The sequence below is a fragment of the Colwellia sp. 75C3 genome (assembly GCF_002836255.1).
Classification (GTDB): domain Bacteria; phylum Pseudomonadota; class Gammaproteobacteria; order Enterobacterales; family Alteromonadaceae; genus Colwellia.
On record NZ_PJAU01000060.1, the window covers coordinates 281626 to 300868 of the forward strand.

At 37.3% G+C, this 19243-nt stretch carries 20 protein-coding genes; 16 read left to right on the forward strand and 4 right to left on the reverse strand.

The window, feature by feature from the left end:
* The first annotated feature begins 27 nt into the window (after positions 1-27).
* The 12 genes from CXF85_RS20655 to CXF85_RS20710 all read left to right on the forward strand — a co-directional run bounded on the left by CXF85_RS20655 (position 28) and on the right by CXF85_RS20710 (position 11512).
* A complete protein-coding gene (locus tag CXF85_RS20655; RefSeq protein ID WP_101230531.1) occupies positions 28-816 on the forward strand; it encodes a ParA family protein in 789 nt (262 codons plus the stop codon).
* Positions 817-1569 carry a chemotaxis protein CheW gene (locus tag CXF85_RS20660; RefSeq protein ID WP_232771289.1) on the forward strand — a complete coding sequence of 251 codons (753 nt, stop codon included), beginning with the start codon at positions 817-819 and terminating at the stop codon, positions 1567-1569. It begins immediately after the preceding gene.
* Positions 1570-1626: 57 nt separating this feature from the next.
* Positions 1627-2121: a chemotaxis protein CheW gene (locus CXF85_RS20665; RefSeq protein WP_101230532.1), complete on the forward strand. Its 495-nt coding sequence runs from the start codon at positions 1627-1629 to the stop codon at positions 2119-2121.
* Between the two features lie 123 nt (positions 2122-2244).
* Positions 2245-2715 (forward strand): DUF2802 domain-containing protein, encoded by a 471-nt coding sequence (locus CXF85_RS20670; RefSeq protein WP_101230533.1) that lies wholly within the window; start codon positions 2245-2247, stop codon positions 2713-2715.
* Between the two features lie 359 nt (positions 2716-3074).
* The gene (locus CXF85_RS20675) at positions 3075-3755 is read left to right on the forward strand and encodes an MlaA family lipoprotein (RefSeq protein ID WP_232771295.1); all 681 of its coding nucleotides are present in this window, start codon (positions 3075-3077) and stop codon (positions 3753-3755) included.
* Positions 3756-3839: 84 nt separating this feature from the next.
* Complete coding sequence (gene ribH / locus CXF85_RS20680; RefSeq protein WP_101230535.1) at positions 3840-4304, forward strand: 6,7-dimethyl-8-ribityllumazine synthase; 465 nt, start codon at positions 3840-3842, stop codon at positions 4302-4304.
* A 45-nt stretch (positions 4305-4349) separates the two neighbouring features.
* A complete protein-coding gene (gene nusB, locus CXF85_RS20685) occupies positions 4350-4766 on the forward strand; it encodes a transcription antitermination factor NusB (protein WP_101230536.1) in 417 nt (138 codons plus the stop codon).
* Positions 4767-4804: 38 nt separating this feature from the next.
* Positions 4805-5767 carry a thiamine-phosphate kinase gene (gene thiL, locus CXF85_RS20690; protein ID WP_101230537.1) on the forward strand — a complete coding sequence of 321 codons (963 nt, stop codon included), beginning with the start codon at positions 4805-4807 and terminating at the stop codon, positions 5765-5767.
* Between the two features lie 44 nt (positions 5768-5811).
* The gene (locus CXF85_RS20695) at positions 5812-6285 is read left to right on the forward strand and encodes a phosphatidylglycerophosphatase A family protein (RefSeq protein ID WP_101230538.1); all 474 of its coding nucleotides are present in this window, start codon (positions 5812-5814) and stop codon (positions 6283-6285) included.
* A gap of 321 nt (positions 6286-6606) precedes the next feature.
* On the forward strand, positions 6607-6963 hold the full coding sequence (gene hpf, locus CXF85_RS20700) for a ribosome hibernation-promoting factor, HPF/YfiA family (protein WP_101230539.1): 357 nt from the start codon (positions 6607-6609) through the stop codon (positions 6961-6963).
* 170 nt (positions 6964-7133) lie between these two features.
* Positions 7134-8384 (forward strand): efflux RND transporter periplasmic adaptor subunit, encoded by a 1251-nt coding sequence (locus tag CXF85_RS20705; protein ID WP_101230540.1) that lies wholly within the window; start codon positions 7134-7136, stop codon positions 8382-8384.
* A 14-nt stretch (positions 8385-8398) separates the two neighbouring features.
* Positions 8399-11512, forward strand: a complete 3114-nt coding sequence (locus CXF85_RS20710; protein WP_101230541.1) for an efflux RND transporter permease subunit — start codon at positions 8399-8401, stop codon at positions 11510-11512.
* Positions 11513-11614: 102 nt separating this feature from the next.
* Here the strand turns inward: CXF85_RS20710 and CXF85_RS20715 are convergent, their stop codons facing one another.
* Together CXF85_RS20715 and CXF85_RS20720 are read right to left on the reverse strand one after the other, a co-directional pair.
* Entirely contained in the window at positions 11615-11767 is a 153-nt protein-coding gene (locus tag CXF85_RS20715; protein ID WP_101230542.1) for a DUF2986 domain-containing protein, read from the reverse strand.
* A 74-nt stretch (positions 11768-11841) separates the two neighbouring features.
* The gene (locus tag CXF85_RS20720; RefSeq protein ID WP_101230543.1) at positions 11842-12264 is read right to left on the reverse strand and encodes a hypothetical protein; all 423 of its coding nucleotides are present in this window, start codon (positions 12262-12264) and stop codon (positions 11842-11844) included.
* 148 nt (positions 12265-12412) lie between these two features.
* Here CXF85_RS20720 and dbpA point away from each other — a divergent pair, with 148 nt between their 5' ends.
* From dbpA to CXF85_RS20740, 4 genes are all read left to right on the forward strand, one after another.
* Complete coding sequence (dbpA, locus tag CXF85_RS20725; RefSeq protein WP_101230544.1) at positions 12413-13819, forward strand: ATP-dependent RNA helicase DbpA; 1407 nt, start codon at positions 12413-12415, stop codon at positions 13817-13819.
* Positions 13820-13860: 41 nt separating this feature from the next.
* Entirely contained in the window at positions 13861-14970 is a 1110-nt protein-coding gene (gene zapE / locus CXF85_RS20730; protein ID WP_101230545.1) for a cell division protein ZapE, read from the forward strand.
* A gap of 207 nt (positions 14971-15177) precedes the next feature.
* Complete coding sequence (locus CXF85_RS20735; RefSeq protein WP_101230546.1) at positions 15178-16014, forward strand: DUF2884 family protein; 837 nt, start codon at positions 15178-15180, stop codon at positions 16012-16014.
* 119 nt (positions 16015-16133) lie between these two features.
* A complete protein-coding gene (locus CXF85_RS20740) occupies positions 16134-16934 on the forward strand; it encodes a tRNA-uridine aminocarboxypropyltransferase (RefSeq protein ID WP_101230547.1) in 801 nt (266 codons plus the stop codon).
* Between the two features lie 98 nt (positions 16935-17032).
* Here the strand turns inward: CXF85_RS20740 and serA are convergent, their stop codons facing one another.
* Entirely contained in the window at positions 17033-18286 is a 1254-nt protein-coding gene (gene serA, locus CXF85_RS20745; RefSeq protein ID WP_101230548.1) for a phosphoglycerate dehydrogenase, read from the reverse strand.
* A 200-nt stretch (positions 18287-18486) separates the two neighbouring features.
* Entirely contained in the window at positions 18487-19143 is a 657-nt protein-coding gene (gene rpiA, locus CXF85_RS20750) for a ribose-5-phosphate isomerase RpiA (RefSeq protein ID WP_101230549.1), read from the reverse strand.
* Between the last annotated feature and the right edge of the window lie 100 nt (positions 19144-19243).

The following is a 19243-nucleotide window of genomic DNA, read 5'->3' on the forward strand; positions in this document are numbered from 1 at the left end:
TTCAATAAAAGTAAGTGAGTAGTAACCTTGATAGTGTGGACCGTAGCAAACCAAAAAGGTGGTGTTGGTAAAACCACAACAACTATTGCGCTTGCAGGTATACTTGCGGAGCAGGGCTATAGAGTCTTACTCGTTGATACAGACCCTCATGCATCACTTAGTTATTATTTTGGCATTGAGTCAGAAGATTTAGACCTTAGTGTTTATGAATTATTTACCCAAGTATCATCAAGAGAGCAAATTTTACAAACCTTATGTCCAACTCAGTACCCAAATATTGATATATTACCCGCAACGATGGGGCTGGCAACACTAGACCGATCTTTGGGGACTAAAGGTGGTATGGGCTTGGTGCTGAAGAAAGCAGTACAAAAAGTAGCAGATAGCTACGATTATATTTTGATCGATTGTCCACCGGTACTAGGCGTATTAATGGTAAATGCGTTAGCAGCAGCAGATAGTATAGTTATCCCAGTTCAAACAGAGTTCCTTGCGCTTAAGGGACTAGACCGTATGATTAAAACAATGGAGATAATGCAAGGAGAGCAAGATACTCCCTTTAAATACACTATAGTGCCAACTATGTTTGATAAAAGAACTAAAGCCTCTATTTTGGCCTTTAAAAAGCTGCAAGAAGTCTATACTAATAAGATATGGCCGGGAGTAATCCCCGTTGATACCAATTTGAGAAATGCTAGTTCTGCTCAAAAAGTGCCTTCAGATTATGCCGCTAATTCTCGAGGTACATTAGCTTATAAAAGTCTTTTGAGTTTTTTAATCAAACAGAGCATGAAGAATAATGAGGTTGAACGCTAAATGAGTAAATCGTTAACCGCTAGTAAAAAGGTGATGAAAACCTATTTATCAGAGCTATTAACCGATCCAGACGTTGTGGAAGAGTTACCACAACAGCGTATTGAGAAACAAACGTTTAGTAAACCAATAGCGCATAAAGACAATAAGTCTTTAGAAAAACTATTAAAAACAGTTAGTGAGCCTAAAGAAGAACTTGTCAGTAAAAAAACCATTAAAGCGAATGTAGCCGATATTGATTTACTGCCTATTTCAACTGAAAAAAGTCGTTCTCAACTTTCTGATGCAAAAGACAAAAGTTATCGCCAAGGTGACTTCCAAGCCATGTTTTTTGAAGTTGCAGGTTTAACAATAGCAGTACCTTTAATAGAACTAGGCGGAATTCATAAAGTAGATAAAATGACAAGCTTAGTGGGAAAACCCGATTGGTTTAAAGGCGTTATGCTTTATCGTGATGAAAAAATTAATGCTGTAGATACGGCATTATGGGTTATGCCAGAAAAATGTGACGAAACTTTAAAAAATTCGCTAAACTATCAATATATTATCATGTTAAATGATAGTCCTTGGGGATTGATGGCTGAACATCTTGTAGATACTGTAGTATTGTCTCAAGATGAAGTGAAATGGCTAGACTCAACTAATAAACGCCCGTGGTTAGCCGGATTAGTCAAAGATAAAATGTGTGCTTTACTTGATGTAAATGCTTTAATTCAATTGCTTGATAAAGGTAGCAATATCTATCAAGAACAGTAAATTATCCCTGTCTAGATATAGGCAGTATAAAAGTCAGTAATTTGAGAGGCGAATAATATGTCTAATATAAGACGAAGTGCAAGTGATAAAGTTGAAGCTAATGATGAGGTACTGCAGTGGGTAACCTTTAAACTAGAAAATGAAACTTATGGTATTAATGTTATGCAGGTGCAAGAGGTTTTACGCTACAGTGAAATAGCTCCAGTTCCTGGTGCACCGCTTTATGTACTTGGTATTCTTAATTTACGTGGCAATGTAGTAACTGTTATAGATACTCGCTCTCGATTTGGTTTAGATCCGTGCGACATTACTGATAATACCCGTGTGGTCGTTATAGAGTCAGAAAAGCAAGTTATTGGTATTCTTGTTGATAGTGTTGCTGAGGTTGTCTATTTAAAGTCTTCAGAAATCGATGTAGCGCCAAACGTTGGCAATGAAGAGAGTGCTCAGTTTATCCAAGGTGTATCTAATCGCGATGGCGAATTACTTATTTTAGTCGACTTAGATAAGTTACTGTCTGATGATGAGTGGGACGAACTTAAACAGTTCTAAATTTATCATTACGTCGCTCTGCAATTAATTGCCAGAATAAAGTCTGTTTTTACAGACTTTTTTATTTATAATTATAGCGCAATGCAATTGTCCGTTTAGTTTTTCTTGAAGGCAAAACTTATAATGTCATTATTAGCCGTCCCTATTATTGCAGTGCTAGCGCTATTTCTTGTCTTATTCACAAGTACCGTTTTATTTGTTTATCTTAATAAGCTTAAAAATAAAATGATAATTCTGAATATGGAAGTCCAAGGCCAATCTTTATTAGTTAATGAGTTACAAGCTTTAAATAATAAATTGCAGCAAGAGTTTGATGTTTTAGCGGAAAGTCGAGACAAACAAACCGCTGAAAATACTCAGATATCACAGCAATTAGAACACCGCATTAAAAATTTACAGCAACAAGCTATCGAACAACAGAAAGTATTTACACAATGGCAAGAAAGCCAAGGACAAGATAAATTTTATAATCGAGCTTTTAAGTTAGCGGAAAAAGGTGCTGATATTGAAGAGATTATGGATGAATGTGAATTACCTCGAGCAGAAGTTGAAATGTTATTGTCGGTCTATCAACAACGCGTGCGTGCCCAGTAAAGAATTATCACCAGTTTTTACTCAATGAAAATATCCCCATGACACCTGAAGATGCTGTTTCTTTACAAAGCTAGAAAATCAGGTCAAAGCCCGTTACGCAGATAATGGCTACTCCCTTATCAAGTATCGTATGAATATTTGAAACTGCGTTAAAACGTTATTCACGCAACTATTCATTTTATGTTAAACTGCCGTCGTTTTTTAATACATCTTTATGTAACGGCAAGGAATTAGGCCCTGTGAGCTCAGCCATAACACTATACTTTCGAATTCTACTAGTTATTTTAATTCTTACTCTTTCTGGATGTTCAACAACTCCGGAAGAAGTAACTCAAGCAGAAACAGCTGAATCACACAATGTGGGAGACCCAAGAGATCCCTTTGAGGTTATCAATAGGCCATTTTGGACTTTTACTTGGGATTATGTAGACAAATATATTGCTAAGCCCACATCCGAGGTTTACACAACTTATACTCCACCATTTTTGCGTACAGGGCTATATAATATGGCTTTAAACTTAAATGAGCCTGCGAGTATTATTAATAATGTGCTGCAGCTAAAGTTTACTGATGCGGCAAAAAGTACTGGCCGATTCGTCCTAAACTCGACTATTGGCTTATTTGGCTTTTATGATCCTGCCAGTGATTTTGATTGGTCAGGTGAACAAGAAGAGTTTGGTGAAGTATTAGGTTCCTACGGTATTGGCGATGGACCCTATATTGTCATTCCTGGTTTGGGACCAAGTTCGGTCCGAGAAGAAGTCGGTGATTACGTTGATGGACTCTATTGGCCTATGGTTGTCATTGATTTTTGGCCTAACATCGCACGGTTAAGTATATTAGCCCTAGAGGGAAGGGCAGCCGTTCGAGATCAGGAGCAGTTAGTTTTTGAATCTGAGGATGCCTATGAATTCATCAAAAATGCATACTTTCAAAATATGAAATATAAACTATATGATGGCAATCCTCCAATCGTTATCAACGAAGCGGAAGAAGCGGAAATAGATGCATTTCTCGACGAATTTGAAGATATAGACTGATTTTAGAATAAACGAGTACCTATGCCGATAACTATTTGTTAGAATTGCGGCAATTTTGTATATACACCATATTGGAATAATTAAATGAATATTATTGAAGGTTCGTTTGAAGCAAAAGGTAAGAAATTTGCCATTGTTGTGTCACGATTTAATCACTTTATCGTTGAAAGTTTACTAGAGGGTGCAGTTGATGCTCTTAAACGTCATGGTAATGTTAATGACGAAGATATTACTATCGTTCGAGTACCAGGTGCATATGAACTACCTTTAGCTGCTAAAAAAATTGCAGCAAAAGGCGAGTCCGATGCCATTATCGCTATCGGCGCTGTCATACGTGGTGGCACTCCGCACTTTGATTTTGTTGCAGGTGAATGTAATAAAGGTCTAGCACAAGTATGTTTAGACGCTGAAATTCCTGTTTCATTTGGTGTTATTACTACTGACTCAATCGAACAAGCAATTGAGCGTGCTGGTACTAAAGCCGGTAACAAGGGCGCTGAAGCAGCTCTTGGCGCATTAGAAATGGTTAATGTTCTAGCTAAAATTTAATTTTCTGAACTTTATTCCTAAACTTAAGAAAAATGGAAGTATATTGTGAAACCTTCACCTAGAAGAAAAGCCCGTGAACTAGCTGTACAAGCTACTTATTCATGGCAAGTAAGTCAAAACCCAGTAAAAGAGATAGAAGTAAATTTTATTGCAGAGAACAGCAAACGTCGCTTTGATATTGAATACTTTCAATTATTATTACGTGGTGTAACTGCCAATGTTAGTGAAATAGATGCAGTAATCTCTCCTTATGTAGATCGTCCACTTGATGATATTGATCAAGTAGAAAAGGCAATTTTACGTGTCGCAGTATTTGAATTAAAAGACTGTGCAGATGTGCCTTATCGTGTAGTGATTAATGAGGCTATCGAGTTAGCTAAATTATTTGCAGCAGATGATAGCCATAAATTTGTTAACGGTGTTTTAGACAAAACTGTCAAGTTAATTCGCCCTGAAGAGTAACCAACTAATATTTCTATATTAGTTACTAAAGGATTAGCATGAAAGAATTCGAGTTAATTAAGCATTTCTTTACTAAGCAGAAAGTCAAACGCAAAGACGTTGTGCTTGGTATTGGGGATGACTGTGCTGTTTTAGCACCGATTGTGAATCAAAATATAGTGGTAACAACAGATACATTAGTTGCTGGAGTACACTTTCCATTTGATACTAGCCCCAGAGCCATAGGCCATAAGGCTGTTGCAGTTAATTTATCTGATATTGCAGCAATGGGTGCTAAGCCAAGTTGGATGTCTTTAGCATTAACGTTACCAGATATAGATGAACCTTGGTTAATCGAATTTTGTGAAGGTGTCTTTGAATTATGTGAGTTTTATAATGTAGAACTTATTGGCGGAGATACCACGCAAGGCCCATTGAGCATAACTATTACTGCTCAAGGATTGACACCTGAAGGCAGTTATTTATCTCGTTCAGGAGCTAAGTCGGGTGATTGGCTTTATGTCACAGGTGAACTTGGTGATGCCGCTTTAGCTTTGCAGCAAATCACTGGTAGAGTTGATCTTGAACCTCAGTTCATTGAAACTATTAGAAATAAGCTTGATTATCCAAAGCCAAGAGTATTAGCGGGACAAACACTCCGTGAGTATGCTTCTGCTGCAATTGATCTCTCTGATGGTTTAATTTCTGATTTGGGGCATATATGTCAAGCCTCGAATGTTGGTGCTAATGTAGTGCTTGATGCTTTACCACTCTCGACAATAATGCGTGATAGTTTACTTGCAGACGATGCTATTACCTTGGCATTATCGGGTGGTGATGACTATGAATTATTATTTACGGTGTCCGAAGATAACAAAGTAGGTATGGAAACTGCTATGTCTCATGCTGGTACACCGGTAACGTGTATAGGGCAATTAAATGCGTCTCAGACTATATCAACAACATTAAACAATAAGCCTATTCCAATAAACACTGCAGGTTTTGAGCACTTTACCGAGTAGCTACTTTACCCTTTATTATCACTCACCATTAAGCATTGATTTATATGTCGGAAAAAAATACACAAGTTAACTTTAACCTTGCTAATCCGATTCAATTTTTAGCGGTAGGTTTTGGTAGCGGTTTAGCGCCTAAAGCTCCAGGTACCTTTGGTACACTTGCTGCAGTACCTTTATTCTTATTGATGAGTGGCCTGACACCGTTAGTTTATGCATTACTCGTTTTACTTGTTTGTATTTCTGGTATTTATATTTGTGGCAAAGCGGCTAGTGATGTGGGTGTACATGATCACGGTGCCATTGTTTGGGATGAGTTTGCTGGGTTTTTTATAACTATGTTCATGGTCCCCGTGACTTGGCAGAGTGTATTAGTAGGCTTTATTCTCTTTCGTATTTTTGATATAGCCAAACCTTGGCCAATATCAATAGCAGATAAAAAATTAACAGGTGGCTTTGGTATCATGTTTGATGATGTATTAGCCGGTTTATTTGCCCTTATTATAATGCACCTAATTTTTTAGTATTAGCTTCTGTTTACTTCCTGATTAGTGCCGTTTCGCTTCTTTCATAAAAAGAATATTTGTAATTAGTTATTAATTACCTTTTTCTTCATTTTCTTACTTTAGATCAATAGTAATTTCTCAAGTTTTGCGCTATTTTTAATGCTAGGTGATAGGTGACGCTTCTTAATAGGTCGTTGCGAGTATTTTATAAATATTTTTCACGCCGACTTGTTTTAGCAAAACTTGCCCTCAGGTCTATTATTAAGTGACACATTGTTATTTAGATAAAATGTCACTTAGGTAAATTAGTCTTCAAGTAATAGTAAAAAAGGAATACCTATGAAAATAAATCTTTCTGGTCATCACGTAGAAGTAAATGATTCAATCAAAGAGCATATCGAAGAAAAATTCTCTAAAATAGCTAGCCATTTTCCAACACTGATCGCCTTAGATGTAATTATTTCTAAAGAACACCATAAGCATCAAGTTGAATTAACTACAAATTATGAAGGTGGCCGTATTTCTGCCACAGGTACTAATGAAGTTATGTATCCCGCCATTGCTAGTGCAGCTAAAAAGTTAGATGCTGCATTGAAACATAGAAAGGGCCAATTAAAAGCCAACTTGCATGAAAAACCAGATGCTACTACACCTGAAATAGCCCATGAGAAAGTTCAAGAGATGAACTTAGCTTAAATTTAAAAGGTGTAAATATAAAAAAGCTGTTGAACTTTGTTCACAGCTTTTTTTTTTGCAAAATTTGTCCTTTTATCTATTTAGTACAAATAATTACTGCATTGAAAACTCTGTGTGTAATAATCGCTGTAATTAATAATAAAAGCATTAACCTCACAAGGAATAATTTGATGCTCAAGCACTTTTTAAGACAATCGAGTAGATCTAACTTAACAACCAATAAACTTGTATTATTTGGCCTTTTATCTCTCACACTTTCAGCTTGTAGTAAGGAAGAGGTTAAAGTTAAAGCGCCTGCACCAGCTGTTTCTGTGTACTCAATAACTTCACAGCCTATCGGCGGTTATCGTGAGTTTGTCGCGCGTACCGAAGCCTATAAAGAGGCTGATTTACGAGCTCGTGTCGAAGGTGAGTTAATTGAACGTCACTTTAAAGAAGGCAGTAATGTCGAAAAGGGCCAAGTATTATTGAGAATCGAGCCTGCTGCATACGAGGCTGCTTTATCAGCTGCAAAAGCTGACTTAAGCTCTCGAGTATCAGGGGAAGAAAATGCGAAGCGTAATTTAAAGCGAGCTAATGATCTGATTGATGATGGATATATTTCTCAATCTGACTTTGATCGGTTAACTACGGAAGAGTCACAAGCTAAATCAGCAGTGAAGTCTGCAGAAGCTGCTCTTGAAAAAGCTGAACTCGACTTAAGTTATACCACTATTACGGCACCGTTTACGGGGCGTATTGGTAAAGTGAATTACAATGTTGGCAATCTTGTTGGTCCAACAAGTAACTCTTTAGCTACGCTTATTATAAGTAATCCTATTTTTGTTAGTTTCCAAGTAGAAGAAAGTTTTTATATTTCCTATTTACAAAGTCATCAAGGTGCAAGAACAGCTAATGATGCAGAGGTTGATCTTTCATTACGCCTACCAAATAATTCTGAATACCCTGAAAAAGGAAAGTTAGACTTTGCTGATACCAAAATTGCAGAAGGTATGGGTACTGTAGAGTTAAGAACTGTCTTCCCTAATCCTAATCATATTATTTTACCTGGTCTTTTTGTCACCTTAATTGTAGAAAGCCAAAATAAAGAAGAAATGGCTTTGATTCCTCAAGCCGCTGTTCAAGAAAGTCAGCAAGGAAAATTTGTGTTGATTGTTGATGAAAATAACAAGGTGAAACAACGCCACGTTGTACTTGGCCGAAGAATAAATGCAATGTGGGTTGCTGAAAAAGGCGTTGCTATTGGTGAGAAGGTTATTGTTGAAGGCTTACAAAAAGTCCGTTCTGGTGTTGAAGTTAGAGGTGTTGATAAACATGTTGACCCTATTATTGGAACAATATCTGATCTTGATAATAAATCCGTTGACTCTTCAAAAGTAAATGAACCAAATATTAGCCCTAGTGCTACCACTGATAACTAAACAAGGACGATTTTATGATCAGTAAAACTTTTATCAATCGGCCTAAATTTGCGTTTGTAATATCTATTGTTATTACACTGGCTGGCTTAATTGCCATGAGCGTATTACCTGTAAACATGTATCCTGAAATCACGCCTCCTCAGGTTCAAATTTCAGCTGTCTACCCAGGAGCGAGTGCTCAAGTTGTAGAAGAGTCGGTTATCAGACCCATTGAAGAACAAATCAATGGTGTAGAAGATATGATGTATATTGAATCTTCTGCTTCCAACAATGGTAGTGCTGTTATAACTGTATTTTTCAAAGTTGGTACCGATGGCGATATTGCACAAGTTAATGTGCAAAATAGGGTAGCACTAGCAACGAGTTCATTACCCTCAGAAGTAACTCGCCAAGGTGTTTCGGTTAAGAAAAAATCAAGCTCTATGTTATTAGGTATTAACTTATTCTCTGAACAGGAAAGTATCAATCAGCTGTTTTTAAGTAACTATGCTACTAACTATTTAACTGAACCTTTAGGGCGTATCAAAGGTGTCGCTTCAGCAGAAGTTATGGGTGAAATGACCTATAGCATGCGCGCATGGCTAAACCCTGAACGTATGGCATCACTTAGTATTACTGTTACTGAAGTGCAGCAGGCATTACAAGAGCAAAATATGATTGTTGCTGCGGGTAAATTAGGTGCAAGCCCAACGTTACCTAACCAGCAATTTGAGTACTCTATTCAAGCAAAAGGTCGGTTACAAACCCCGGAAGAATTCGGTCAAACTATCATTAGATCTCAACGTAATGGTAACTTTATTCGTTTAAATGATATTGCTCGTTTAGAACTTGGTGCTGAAGATTATTCAACACAAGCAAGGTTGAATGGTAAAGAAACGGCCTTCCTGGTTATTTATCAATTACCTGACGCTAACGCTACAGAAGTTGCTTCTTTGGTCAAAGCTGAAATGGAAAAACTTTCTCAGCGTTTTCCTGATGGTTTAGAGTACGTAATTCCTTACGATACTACTGAATTTATTGATCGCTCAATTGAAGAAGTAATGATTACTTTATTTCAAGCCATTGTCTTAGTAATCTTAGTTGTCTTTCTATTCCTGCAAAATTGGCGCGCGACTATTATTCCAACCCTAGCTATTCCCGTATCACTTGTGGGAACTTTTGCTTTTATGGTCTTGATGGGATATTCAATTAACACAGTTACCTTATTTGGTTTGGTTCTCGCCATTGGTATTGTTGTTGATGATGCAATTATCGTTATTGAAAATGTTGAACGTATATTAAAAGAAGAACAACTACCGATTAAAGAAGCGGTAACTAAAGCAATGGAGCAAGTTTCAGGCCCTATTATTGCGACTACTTTGGTACTACTTGCCGTATTTGTTCCTGTTGCTTTTATGCCTGGTATTACCGGTGAATTGTACAAACAATTCTCTGTTACTATTTCTTTTGCGGTACTAATTTCTTCATTAAATGCGTTAACATTAAGTCCTGCGTTATGTACTGTATTGTTAAGTGCAGAGAAAATGAAACCAATTAAGTGGTTGTTGCCATTTGAACGTCTTATTATTAAGGTTACCGGCGGCTATACTAGTACTGTTGGCTTTATGCTTAAGCGACTTACCCGAGTCGGACTTTTCGTTGGTTTGATTTTTATTGCTGCAGGTTGGTTAACAACGGCTGTTCCAACGGCATTTTTACCTGCGGAAGATCAAGGTTACCTATTTGTTGATGTTCAGTTACCTGATGCCGCTTCAAGTAACCGTGCGCAAGCTGTTTTGGATAAGATCACTCCTATCATTTTAAATGATGCGGCTGTTGATGACATTATCACTGTATCAGGCTTTTCATTGCTTGGTGGTGCGGGCTCAAATAATGGTCTTGCTATTATTCTTCTTAAGGATTGGGAAGAACGTACTTCACCAGAGCTGGGTTTAAAACAAGTGATTCCTCGTTTAATGGGTCAGTTATGGACGATGCCAGATGCACAAATAATGGTATTTAATCCGCCTCCTATCCCTGGTTTAGGCAATAGCTCAGGTTTCGATTTTAAATTACAAGATAGTGAAGGACGCGACCCAGCTGAGTTAGCACAGGTTATGAACGGCCTTATTTATGAAGCTAATCAGCGACCTGAATTATCACGTGTATTTAGTACTTATCGAGCGAATGTACCGCAGTACTTTTTAGAGGTAGATCGTAATAAGGCTAAAGCACAAGGTGTCGCTTTGTCGGATATCTTCTCTACTTTACAAGCACAGTTAGGCTCTCTATATATTAATGATTTCAGTCAATTTGGTCGTACTTACCGTGTGACGATTCAGGCAGAAAGCAAATATAGAAAGGACCCAACAGATCTTCGTTACTATTTCGTTCGAAATAAAGATGATGAGATGGTGCCATTAACTACATTGGCAACGCTTAAGCCAATTCTTGGACCAACGACGATAAGTCACTTTAATTTATACCGTAGTGCTAGCATTACAGGTAATGCTTCTCCTGGGTATTCTTCAGGAGAATCTATTGCTGTAATGGAAGAGTTAGCAAGTACATTACCTCAAGGGTATATTTATGAGTGGTCAGGACAGTCTAAACAAGAATTAGAAGCGGGTAACTTAGCACCGATTTTGTTTGGCTTAGCAATTCTTTTCGTATATTTGTTTCTTGTTGCACAGTATGAAAGTTGGACTATTCCATTTTCGGTCATTGCGGCGGTACCTTTAGCCTTGTTTGGCGCGATGTTAGCGCTGTACACCGTTGGTATGGCTAATAATATTTATGCGCAAGTGGGCTTAGTGCTACTAATTGGTCTCTCCACTAAAACTGCCATTTTGATTGTTGAATTTGCAATGGAGCAAAGGGCTGCAGGAGAAACGATAATGGATGCAGCACTGAATGCCGCTAAAATGCGATTTCGTGCGGTATTGATGACAGCATTTTCGTTTATATTAGGTGTGTTACCGCTTGTTTTTGCAACTGGAGCAGGTGCGGGAAGTCGTGTTTCTCTTGGCATCACGGTGCTAGCAGGTATGATTGCAGCAACACTGTTTGGTACTTTGCTTGTGCCTTACTTCTACCTCTTAATCCAGCGTATGCGAGAAAAGATTAAAGGTGAATCAGACGTAACATAAGTTTTACTAGCTTATAGAACAGAAAAAGGGCACTCATTGAGTGCCCTTTTTTATTAATTTATCGGTAACATATACCTGCAACTATGACATGTAACTTAAGAGTTACTCTTGCTCTTGCGTATTCTCTGCTTCTTCAGCAATTTTTGCTCTTTCTGCTTTAGATACATATTTAGGTTTGTTACTCGTTTGTAGCTTTAAGTTAGCTTTTTTAACTTTCTTTTTCAAAATATCGTTCATCTTCTTTTTTCTATTCATTTTTTTATCTCAACATCTAAACTAAAATTATTTTGACTATCTGGTATTAAGTACTTGCTACTAAGTGCATGGCTCTAAAAAATAAAGACCAAAAACATCAAAGGCACATACGGGTATACCACCGTTGGCTTTAACGAATTACTAATATATTCTGCAATAAGCGCCTTTACAGCGGGACGGTTTGTTTGAAATTGCTTATAGACTAAGTAGGGTTTCATTGACTCGTCTGTTTGCTCTGCTTCATTAAGGTCTAATTTACCCTCTATCTCTATTATCGCATTTACTGTTCTCTGCTGATAGGTTTTCCAAATACCTTCTTGTAACCAGAGCGTTGCTAATAATAGTGTAACAATACTCGTGACTGAAAATGCTAAGGCAAACAAAGTGATAGCGACCGCCACAAGTTTGATTATTAAGGCATAACTTTCATAATTCTCATGATTGTTATGCAAAGTTTGCCATTGCTCTACTAATAACTGTTTTGAAACTGTTGTCATAGGTTGAATATACTGGGGTTGTACAAAAATTACTGTTATTATGCGCGCATTATCTATCTCATGAAAGTTTTCTTATCTTTGTATTGATAGCTTTCTTATTTTTTGGCTTAGTTTTTGACTAAGCCGCTTTAAACCAGAGGCGTATATTTTGAGTACTAATACAACTACTTCATCGTTAGCTTTTTCTTCGTTGAGCTTAAAACAGGATTTAGTTAAAAACTTATCGTCGCTTGGCTATGAGAAAATGACACCTATTCAAGCTAAAACCTTACCTGAATTACTTAAGGGAAAAGATGTTATTGGCGAAGCTAAAACCGGCTCAGGTAAAACTGCTGCTTTTGGTTTAGCATTACTTAATAAACTAGAAGTTAAAAAATTTCGCATTCAATCTATGGTTATTTGTCCAACCCGCGAACTGGCTGACCAAGTAGCGCAAGAGTTGAGAAAACTCGCTCGAGGTATTCATAATATTAAAATATTGACGCTTTGTGGTGGTACACCATTTGGTCCACAAATTGGCTCATTAGAGCATGGCGCACATGTTATTGTTGGTACCCCTGGACGTCTTGAAGAGCATGTTATAAAAGGCACTCTACAATTAGAGAATTTAGACTTATTAGTGCTTGATGAAGCTGACCGTATGTTGGAAATGGGCTTTCAAGCCGCACTTGATAATATTGTTAGACGTACTCCTCTTGATCGCCAAACGTTACTTTTTAGTGCTACTTTTCCTGACCAAATTAAGTCTATTAGCGAAAGCATCATGACAGATCCTGTGATGGTTAAAATAGCTTCTAGTGAAGATCAATCAACTATCAGTCAAAAGTTCTTCAAAGTGAGTAATGATGACGACCGCCTTGATGCGTTACGTTTATTATTACTAGATAAGCAAGTTGAGTCGACGGCCATCTTTTGTAATACCAAAAAAGAAACCCAACAAGTTGCTGATGCCTTACACTTTGATGGTTTTAGCGTGTTAGCTTTACACGGCGATTTAGAACAACGCGACAGAGACCAAACATTATTACGTTTTGCCAATAAAAGTGCTTCAATTCTTGTTGCTACTGACGTTGCTGCACGTGGTTTAGATATAGATAGCTTAGACTTAGTTATTAATTATCATATCGCTCGCGATAGTGAAGTTCACGTGCACAGAATCGGCCGAACAGGGCGAGCAGGCAGCACAGGTTTAGCCTACTCACTGTATAGCGATAAAGAAAGTTATAAAGTTGGTCTACTTGAAGATTACCTTGAAGCTGTTATTACGCCTGAGCCATTACCATCATTGGCCGTATTAGCTAATGAACGCCCACAAGCTAAAATGGCAACCATTCAAATTGATGCTGGTAAAAAGCAAAAAGTTAGAGCTGGAGATATTTTAGGTGCACTGACTGGAGATAACGGTGTGCAAGGCTCACAAGTTGGTAAAATTAAAGTACTTGATAACAAAGCCTATGTAGCTGTTACTAAAGCTGCTTTAAACCTAGCGTTGAAAAAAATATCGAAAGGGAAAATGAAAGGCCGTACTTTTAACGCTCGCCATTTAACTAACTAGTACGTAATCCTGATATGAAAAAGCTAAATAAACTAAGCTAAATGAAACATGCCTACCAAGAGCTGCTTGCCAATAAGCAGCTCGATTTTGATGCCGCTCAAACAGATGCCGTTGAGGCTTTAATTCTTTTATCTGAAGAGTTGATAGCTCAACAGCAACTACCTAAGAAGATGAAAAAAACTGTCGTTGGATTATATTTTCACGGCAGAGTAGGACGTGGTAAAACCATGCTAATGGATCTTTTTTATCAACACTTAGCCATAGACAATAAAAGACGCATCCACTTTCATCATTTTATGGAAAGTATCCATCAACAATTAGCCCTGCTAACAGGACAATCTGAGCCACTAACCAGTATTGCTAAAGCATGGGCTAAAGATATCGATTTACTCTGCTTTGATGAGTTTTTTGTCAGTGATATTGGTGATGCTATGTTGCTTTCAGGTTTGTTTACAGCGCTTTTCTCTCAAGGTGTAACCCTGGTAGCAACCTCGAACTGCAAACCCGAGCAACTTTATCGTAACGGTTTACAAAGAGAACGCTTTTTACCAACCATTGCCTTAATAAATCAACATTGTCAGGTTGTATCTATTGATGGTGACATTGATCATCGACGTAGTAAACTTGTAGGAAATAGCCATTATTCAAATTACTTTTTATTAGAAAATCAAGGTGAATCAATATTAATCGAGCGCTTTCAAAGCTTGACTGATAGTACTCCTTTAGTCTGTGGTGAGCTGGATATAAACCATCGGCCGATTAATTATATAGCGCAAAGTGACAAGGTTATTTTCTTTGATTTTTTTGCTCTATGTTCAGGACCTCGAAGTCAACGTGACTATATGGTGCTTGCGAAAAATTTTGATATTGTATTAATTGCTAACGTGCCTAAGTTTTCTGGTGAATTAGTTCCTGCTGTTTTTTCAGGGGTTGAGGACAGTTATCAACGAAGCGGTGTATTAATGGGAGAGTTACAGCAACTTGATGATGAAGCGAGAAGGTTTATTGCGCTAGTTGATGAATTCTACGATCAAAACGTTAAGTTAATTGTTAGCGCCCAAGTCGATATATTTGAACTGTACCAAGGGCAACAACTTGCATTTGAGTTTGAACGCTGTCAGTCTCGCTTAATTGAAATGCAAAACATTTAAAATTATTTTTAAACTAAGAACTAGTCAATTTGACTAATTATCTTACACTTTATTAATCCCCTAATATTGATTTACATCCATCTATCTGATATTTATATGAAAATAAACTTGGCACTATGTTTGTAAGACAATATAGATAATAGTTATCAATAAACTAGAATAACGGATATTAATTCCGGTTAACTTTAATTTCAAAAGGATAGAATCATGACTTATTTTCATAACTCTTTAATCGCTAGCGCACTTACGGTATCCCTAGCATCATCTGCTGCCTACGCTTATGAATCATGTAATGTTGATTTATCGGCAGGTTTCACTATTAATGCTAGTTCGATTGAGTTTGTAGAAGCTCAAGGTGAAAATAACGACAAGCAAAGAAGCTTATATAAAATTGTTGAAGGTAAAAAACTGTTTGTTGATAACCAAAATATTGAGCTTTCCGCCGCTCAACAAGTGCTTGTACAAAAATATGATGAAAAAATTCGTCACTTAGTACCTCAAGTTAGAAATGTTGCTATAGAAGGCGTTGATTTGGCTGTTGATGGTGTAAACCTCGCTTTCAATGGTTTATTAGGTAAAGGTAATAACGTTGCTGCGGATTTAACTAAAGAATTAACCTTGATTCGTGAAGAAGTTGTAGCTAAGTTATCTATTGAAAATGGTATCTCTGTTGGAATTGATGGTTTTGAAAGTGAAGAGTTACTTGGAAAGGATTTTGATAAACGCATTGAGACGGCTGTTGAAAAAGCAGTGCTAAACTCCATGGGCAGCATCTTAATTGCCATGGGGCAACAGATGATGACTACAGGTGATAATGAAGAAAGTTTCGAAACACGTATGGAAAATTTTGGTGAAAATATCGAACATGAGATGACAGCGAGATCAGCCGTCATAGAAAAGAAGGCAGAAGCTATCTGTTTAAGCATAGCTATGGTTGACGAAATTGAAGAGCAACTTAAAGCAGAAATTAAACCGCTTGCAAACACTAATGTTTTTACTGTTACACAAGGTCATGGTGAAGAAAATCAAACGACAACCAAGTAATAGCTTAAATACTAATAGGCTTAATGAACGCGATAATTAAAGCGCTAATATAGCTCAACACTAAGACCCCGTAATGTTATAATTACGGGGTCTTTTTTTATTTTTATATTTAGTGAAACATGCACGCTGTCCATCAACTCCATCTATACCGTAAAAGCCTAAGTACAACCACCTACAAGTCACGAGGGCAACGGGTCATTCGCTGTCCACTCTGTCAGCTTGCTAAGCAATTTTGTATTTGTGAAATATCCCCCATTAAAGAGGACGTTAAGACGACTGCTGGCTTTTTGTTATTAATGTATGATACGGAAGTATTAAAACCTAGTAACACAGGTAAACTCATTGCCGATTTAATTCCTGATACTTTTGCTTTCCTATGGTCAAGAACACAAGAGAATCCTGGTTTATTAGCAGTGATTAATGATGAAAAGTGGTTTCCTCTGGTTGTTTTTCCACAAGAGTATGCAGATGATGAACGTAAAGTCTTTACCAATAGTGTTATTTGCCCTGAAGGTAAAAGGCCATTATTTATTATGCTTGATGGTAGTTGGCGTGAAGCAAAGAAAATGTTCCGTAAAAGTCCGTATTTAGATCGTTTTCCGATGGTGTCATTTGATGTGAAAACGGCTATTCAAGCGGTCAGTGGAAATTGTCAAAGTGAGAACAATAGTCAATTATCGCCAGTCGGTCAGGATTCTCGTTATACCGTACGAAAAACAGAGCTTGAACATCAATTTTCAACCGCAGAGGTTGCAGCTAGAGTGTTAGATATGCATGGTGAAACCACTAATGCCCATGTACTCGATTTATGGTTTGATGTTTTTAATTTTCAATATCAAAAAGGTGTCTGTCAGCGTAACAAGGGTAATGTTAATGCCATTGAAAACTATCAGAGTTTTATAACAAAGATATTTAGATAGATTATCAGGCAATTTTTCATATAAAAAAAGCCTGCTTATAAATTTATAAGTAGGCTTTCTTTTAAGCTGTCAATTTTAATTATTCAGCTATTACCAAATTAATGCAATATTCTAGCGCGAATAGTGCCATCAATTTGTTTTAACTCTTTTAGTGCTAAATCGCTATCTTGTGAGTCAATATCAATAACAACATAACCAATTTTGTCATCAGTTTGTAGGTATTGTGCTGCAATATTTATATTGTGCTCAGCAAATGCTTGGTTAATTTTAGTCAAAACACCCGGTTGGTTATGATGTATATGTAACAAACGACTGGTACCTGTTTGACCTGGAATAGAGTGCTCAGGTAAAGATACTTCAGGGAAGTTAACCGCCGATAGACTTGAGCCATTATCTGAATATTTAGCGAGCTTAGTTGCTACTTCTAGGCCGATATTTGCTTGTGCTTCTTTGGTACTGCCACCAATATGTGGTGTTAGAATTACATTATCAAAGCCACGTAACGGTGAGAAGAACTCATCATTATTACTCTTTGGCTCAACAGGGAATACATCTATAGCAGCCCCTGCTATTTTTTTACTGTCTAACGCTTGTGCTAAGGCATCAATATCAACCACAGTACCACGAGAAGCATTAATAAAAATTGCGCCGTCTTTCATTGCTGAAAATTGAGCTTGTGCAATCATATTTTGAGTTTGAATAGTTTCTGGAACATGTAAGCTCACAACATCCGCTTCACTAAGTAAAGCTTCTAGCGATGGTGCTTGGCTTGCATTACCTAAAGGTAGTTTAGTTTCTACATCATAAAAACGTACTCTCATACCTAAGGTTTCTGCCAAAATACCTAGTTGCATGCCGATATGGCCGTAACCAATTATGCCGAGTACCTTTCCACGCGCTTCTACTGAGCCAACAGCAGATTTAAACCATTCGCCACGATGAGCTTTTGCACTTTTTTCTGGGATACCACGTAACAATAATAATGCTTCACCAAGGACTAATTCAGCAACTGACCGAGTATTTGAAAAAGGAGCATTAAAAACTGGTACGCCTCGTGTTTGAGCCGCTTTTAAATCTACTTGGTTAGTGCCAATACAGAAACAGCCAATAGCCACCAATTTGTTCGCATGACTTAGCACTTTATCAGTTAACTGAGTACGAGAGCGAATGCCAATAAAATGAACATCTGCGATTTTTTCAATTAACTCACTCTCGGATAACGAGGTTTTAAGCGATTCAATATTTGAATAGCCTTTTAACTTTAATTCTTCAAGAGAGCTTGGGTGTAAGCCTTCAAGTAATAAAATTTTAATCTTGTCTTTTGCTAATGAGTTTTTGCTGGTAACGGTCATAAATTGGCTTCACTTATTCAAAGTTAAACGGGTAGATAGATTTCATTTGGATGGCTAGATATCCAAAGAGAGGTTTAACATATCATATAGTGCATAAACTCTAAAGGATTTATTAAGCACATTGTGGAATAAATATTCCTAAAAACCTCGTTTTTGCTTAAAACAATCAGAAATAATCAGGAATAGTCAAAAATAGTGAATTATTGTATAACTTGAATACCTTCGGTGCTACCCAGTACCAATATGTCAGCACCACGTAATGCAAACAAACCATTGGTGACAACACCAACGATGGCATTAATCTGTGCTTCAAGTAGTTTTGGATCTATAATTTCAAAGTTATGTACATCAAGAATAACGTTACCGTTGTCTGTGATCACACCCTGACGGTAAACGGGGTCACCACCTAGTTTAACTAATTCACGAGCGACATAACTACGCGCCATAGGAATTACTTCAACAGGTAAGGGGAAGTTGCCTAAAACTTTGACTTGTTTTGAATCATCAGCAATACAAATAAATTTTTTGGCTACAGCCGCAACGATTTTTTCTCGGGTTAATGCTGCGCCACCACCTTTGATCATTGCCATATGGCGAGTGATTTCATCAGCACCATCAATATATACATCTAAGATATCAACACTGTTTAAATCAAAGACATCAATTCCGTGTGCTTTTAAACGTTTAGTTGACTCTTCCGAGCTTGAAACAGCACCCGTTATCTTTCCTTTTAATGAGGCAAGCGCATCAATAAAAAAGTTTACCGTTGAACCTGTACCAACGCCGACTATGGTGTCATTTTCAATGAATTCTAATGCTTTGATAGCGGCTGCTTTTTTCATTTCATCTTGAGTCATGTTATATGCCTTAATAGCAAACTTTTACTGTTAAAGAGAGCTTTATAAGCCCTTTAGGGCTGTAAAAAAGTAAATTATAACACTAAACGATCACAGAGTT

What these genes read in the sequence shown, in the direction of transcription:
- CXF85_RS20710 (WP_101230541.1), top strand. Translation starts at nt 8,399, where the DNA reads ATGATCAGTAAAACTTTTATCAATCGGCCTAAATTTGCGTTTGTAATA.
- CXF85_RS20705 (WP_101230540.1), top strand. Translation starts at nt 7,134, where the DNA reads ATGCTCAAGCACTTTTTAAGACAATCGAGTAGATCTAACTTAACAACC.
- hpf (WP_101230539.1), top strand. Translation starts at nt 6,607, where the DNA reads ATGAAAATAAATCTTTCTGGTCATCACGTAGAAGTAAATGATTCAATC.
- CXF85_RS20720 (WP_101230543.1), bottom strand. Translation starts at nt 12,264, where the DNA reads ATGACAACAGTTTCAAAACAGTTATTAGTAGAGCAATGGCAAACTTTG.
- CXF85_RS20665 (WP_101230532.1), top strand. Translation starts at nt 1,627, where the DNA reads ATGTCTAATATAAGACGAAGTGCAAGTGATAAAGTTGAAGCTAATGAT.
- CXF85_RS20735 (WP_101230546.1), top strand. Translation starts at nt 15,178, where the DNA reads ATGACTTATTTTCATAACTCTTTAATCGCTAGCGCACTTACGGTATCC.
- CXF85_RS20715 (WP_101230542.1), bottom strand. Translation starts at nt 11,767, where the DNA reads ATGAATAGAAAAAAGAAGATGAACGATATTTTGAAAAAGAAAGTTAAA.
- ribH (WP_101230535.1), top strand. Translation starts at nt 3,840, where the DNA reads ATGAATATTATTGAAGGTTCGTTTGAAGCAAAAGGTAAGAAATTTGCC.
- serA (WP_101230548.1), bottom strand. Translation starts at nt 18,286, where the DNA reads ATGACCGTTACCAGCAAAAACTCATTAGCAAAAGACAAGATTAAAATT.
- CXF85_RS20695 (WP_101230538.1), top strand. Translation starts at nt 5,812, where the DNA reads ATGTCGGAAAAAAATACACAAGTTAACTTTAACCTTGCTAATCCGATT.
- rpiA (WP_101230549.1), bottom strand. Translation starts at nt 19,143, where the DNA reads ATGACTCAAGATGAAATGAAAAAAGCAGCCGCTATCAAAGCATTAGAA.
- thiL (WP_101230537.1), top strand. Translation starts at nt 4,805, where the DNA reads ATGAAAGAATTCGAGTTAATTAAGCATTTCTTTACTAAGCAGAAAGTC.
- CXF85_RS20660 (WP_232771289.1), top strand. Translation starts at nt 817, where the DNA reads ATGAGTAAATCGTTAACCGCTAGTAAAAAGGTGATGAAAACCTATTTA.
- CXF85_RS20740 (WP_101230547.1), top strand. Translation starts at nt 16,134, where the DNA reads ATGCACGCTGTCCATCAACTCCATCTATACCGTAAAAGCCTAAGTACA.
- CXF85_RS20670 (WP_101230533.1), top strand. Translation starts at nt 2,245, where the DNA reads ATGTCATTATTAGCCGTCCCTATTATTGCAGTGCTAGCGCTATTTCTT.
- zapE (WP_101230545.1), top strand. Translation starts at nt 13,861, where the DNA reads ATGAAACATGCCTACCAAGAGCTGCTTGCCAATAAGCAGCTCGATTTT.